Origin of the sequence: Actinopolymorpha sp. B9G3, assembly GCF_040120725.1 — a bacterium.
Lineage (GTDB): Bacteria > Actinomycetota > Actinomycetes > Propionibacteriales > Actinopolymorphaceae > Thermasporomyces.
The window spans coordinates 1-3,292 of the sequence record NZ_JBEEAB010000060.1 but is presented as its reverse complement, the minus strand read 5'-3'; the positions used below and the strand labels follow the sequence as shown (position 1 = coordinate 3,292).

The following is a 3,292-nucleotide window of genomic DNA, read 5'->3' as shown; positions in this document are numbered from 1 at the left end:
CTGTTGCTGGAACAAGCCGCCCGCCGTGAAGGCTCCCCTGTTGCCCGACGTTCGGCATGAGCATGTAGGCGTCGTTGCTGGTGAGCGTGCGTGGGTGTGAGAAAGCCCCGCCGGGTTGGTGTTCGGCGGGGCTTGGTGTTCAGGTTGTCGGCTGGTTGATCATTCTGTCGTCACCTCCGTCACGGCGGTGCGTGTGCTTGCCTCGTCGACGATGGCGTTGCCGGATGCGTAGGCGGCGAGGAGTGACGCGACAGCGAGGTTGTTGACCGCGCGGGGGTAGCCGCGGCTGGTCTGGTGGATGAGCGCGGCGGCGTCGTCGCTGAAGAGGGTGTCGGATCTGCCGGCGAGGCCGAGGTGGTGGCGCAGGTATCCGGCGGTGTCTTCGAGGTTCATGCCGGTCATGTGGTAGCGGACGGCGATGCGTTGGTCGAGAGCGGCCAGGACGCCCAGTTTGATGCGTCGGCGCAGGGTGGGTTGGCCGATGAGCAGGCAGGCGAAAGGCGAGCGGGAGTCCATGTCGTGGTTGGTCAGCATGCGCACGCCTTCGAGTTGGTCGTGGCCGAGGAGGTGCGCTTCGTCGATCACGAGTACGGGGGTGCGGCCACGTTCGGCATACTCGGTGGCCAATGCGTCGGCGGCTTGTGGGACCAGGGTGGCGGTGTGGAATCGGGGAGTTTGGCCGAGCGCGACCACGACGGCGTGGTGGATGCCGCGGGTGCCGACTTTCGGGTTGCCGAGGTAGATGACGATGTGGCGGGTGGGGTCGAGGCCGGCGAGGGCGGCCCGGATGGCGACGGTCTTGCCGACGCCGACCTCGCCGGTGATCACGCCGAGGGTGCGTTCGGTGATGCACCAGGTGATCCGGGCGACGGCTTCGCCGTGGCTGCTGTGGCGGTGCAGCATGCCGGGTGCAAGGTCGCGCCCGAACGGCATGCGGGTGAAGCCGTAGTGGGCTTGCAGGCGTTCGATCATGGCTGCTGCTCCCGGTCGGTGTCGGTGTGGTTGGCGAGTCGGGTCAGGTCGAGCTGGCCGGGAATCTGCTCGTCTTCGTGGCTCGGTTGGGCCGTGTGGTTGGAATCTTCAATGAGCGCGGCGTAGTTGATCCGGGCCTGCAGCTGCTCGCTGTGAGCGACGTCGAGCAAGTGCAGGTAGTTGATCCCACTGGGTGGTGGTGGCAGCTCAGGTTGTTCGGGTCGAGCCTTGGGGTGGGAGTGCCGACCGATCCGGAACGCGACAGCGGCGCCGAAGCTGCGGCCTGCATAGCGGACCTCGATGTCGGTAAGGTCGAATGGATCGAAGACCAGCTCGACCTTGCGGCCGATCAGCAGTTCGTCAACCTGGTAAGCGTTGTTGTGCAGCGAGACGGTGGCGTTCTTGGTGACGGTGCGGTACTCGCTCCACAAGAACGCCTCCTTCAGCTGGGCTGGTGTCGGCCTGGGCAGCGGGTCAGGGACTCCTTCGTGCCAGCGCCGCAGCGGCTGATTCCCGGTTTCGGAGTGGACGTGCTGGTGGTAGACGGTTTCTACCCAGGCCAGGAACAGCCGATTCAACTCGGCCAGATCCGCGATCGTGGCGGCGTCTTCGGCGGTGATTTCGACGAGGAATTGGTCGCGCACGGTTCTGAAGAACCGCTCGATTTTGCCCCTGCCTTGTGGCCTGCCCGGCTGAGAATGCACCAGCTTGATACCCAAGGTGGCGCAGGCTCGCAGCAGCCAGGAATCCACAAACGGGCTGCCATTGTCGACGTAGATGGACTCGGGGACGCCGCGGGCGGCCAGTGCTGGCCGCAGTGCCGCGGCCAGCCGGACGGTGTCTTCGCTGAAGCCGAATCTGGCGCCCATCACCGCCCGGGACCGGTCGTCGATGAAGCAGAACAGGTACGTCTTGCGGCCGGCGACGACCGGGCCGTGCAGGGCGTCGCCGGTCCACACCTCGTTGCACCGGTCGGCTTCGAACCGACCGAAGATCTGCGGCTCCGGTTTCAGCTGGCGATCGAGCTCGAGGCGGACGAAGTGGCGTTGCAGGGTGCGATCTGACGGGGCCCAACCGGACTGGGCCCGCAGGATACGGGTGATCTGGACGGCAGTGCGTTCGGGCTTCTCCCGCTTCAGCGCCACCGCCAGTTCCAGCACCTCAGCAGGCGTACGCGTAGTGACTTGGGCCGGGGTTGGCACCAACGCCTCGAACCCGCCGCGCCGCCACCACCGGATCCACCGATCGATCGTCGGTCGTGACACCCGCAGCTTCTCCCCGAACGGGCCGTCAAAGTCGCGGTCGGCGAGTTGGCGGACCAGTTGTCCGCGTTGACGGGTGGACAACTGCGGATCAACGGCGTCCTGAATCACCTCGTAGCGGAACAACGCCACCCGCCGGGCCCGTTCGGCCCGCCGGCGCTGCTCGTCGTCGCTCTTATGCACCTGCAACTCCTCCTTGACACGGTTGAAGATCGTCCGCGTCGAGGCTGGTGGCAGGCGAGCCCGTCTCACCAGGGGCGAGTCGTGTTGATCAACACCGGTGACGTCTGCGGGCCCAGAAGTTTGTGCTGAGGTGACCGCGGCAGCCAACTGCCACGGCGACACCGCGAACACCGAACTGCCCCACCGACGCACCGCTGCACCAGCCGCGGCGAGGATCGCGGCTACCGCGTCCGCAACATCCGACCCAGCTGGCTCTGGCAGCACCGGATCAGCAGCATCAAGAGCGCACAACAACTCGGTGAAGCCGACCCGCAGCGGACCCGCCCGCGAGCAGAACCGACGCAGCCAGCCACGAACCGTCGCCGCCGGACGCCCAAGCTGCAAAGCGATCCGTCGATGCCCCCAACCTGCCGCCGCCCATCCCAGCGCCGCCCCGATCACCCTCACCGTGTCCGCCCGCCGCACCAGACACGTCGACGGCAACAACACATGCGTCCTCCCGCAGCCACCACACATCGCACGCCGTGGCCGCAACCGCCACCCGATCGCGCCGTCATTGCGCACCACCCGAGCCCGCGCATGCCCCCACGGCCCGAGCCGATGCCCGCACCCCGGACACGACAACGACCCCGCCAACAACCGCCGCTCGACGTCCAACGCCGCTGTGCCTACCGTGAGCATGGCGCCTCCGAGCGCCTGGAGGCCCTCCCGGCGGCTCCGCCAAAAGACGTCCGGGAGGGCCGGCCTCAAACCGGACGTCATCACGTTGTCGTCGCACACGAAGAAGGGCAAGGCCAACAGCCCTGCCCACGCACACACTCACCCCCGATGACGCCGACCTACCCCCGCGTCCTCATAAGGAGTGACGGCTAACA

The 3,292-nt window shown here is 67.1% G+C and carries 2 protein-coding genes; both read right to left on the bottom strand.

Annotated elements, in window-relative coordinates; all coding sequences use genetic code 11:
- Positions 1-159 precede the first annotated feature (159 nt).
- Positions 160-972 (bottom strand): ExeA family protein, encoded by an 813-nt coding sequence (locus ABNF93_RS34495; protein ID WP_349332467.1) that lies wholly within the window; start codon positions 970-972, stop codon positions 160-162.
- On the bottom strand, positions 969-2,417 hold the full coding sequence (locus tag ABNF93_RS34490) for a DDE-type integrase/transposase/recombinase (RefSeq protein ID WP_349332466.1): 1,449 nt from the start codon (positions 2,415-2,417) through the stop codon (positions 969-971). Before ABNF93_RS34490 ends, ABNF93_RS34495 begins: the two co-directional genes overlap by 4 nt.
- Positions 2,418-3,292: the final 875 nt, after the last annotated feature.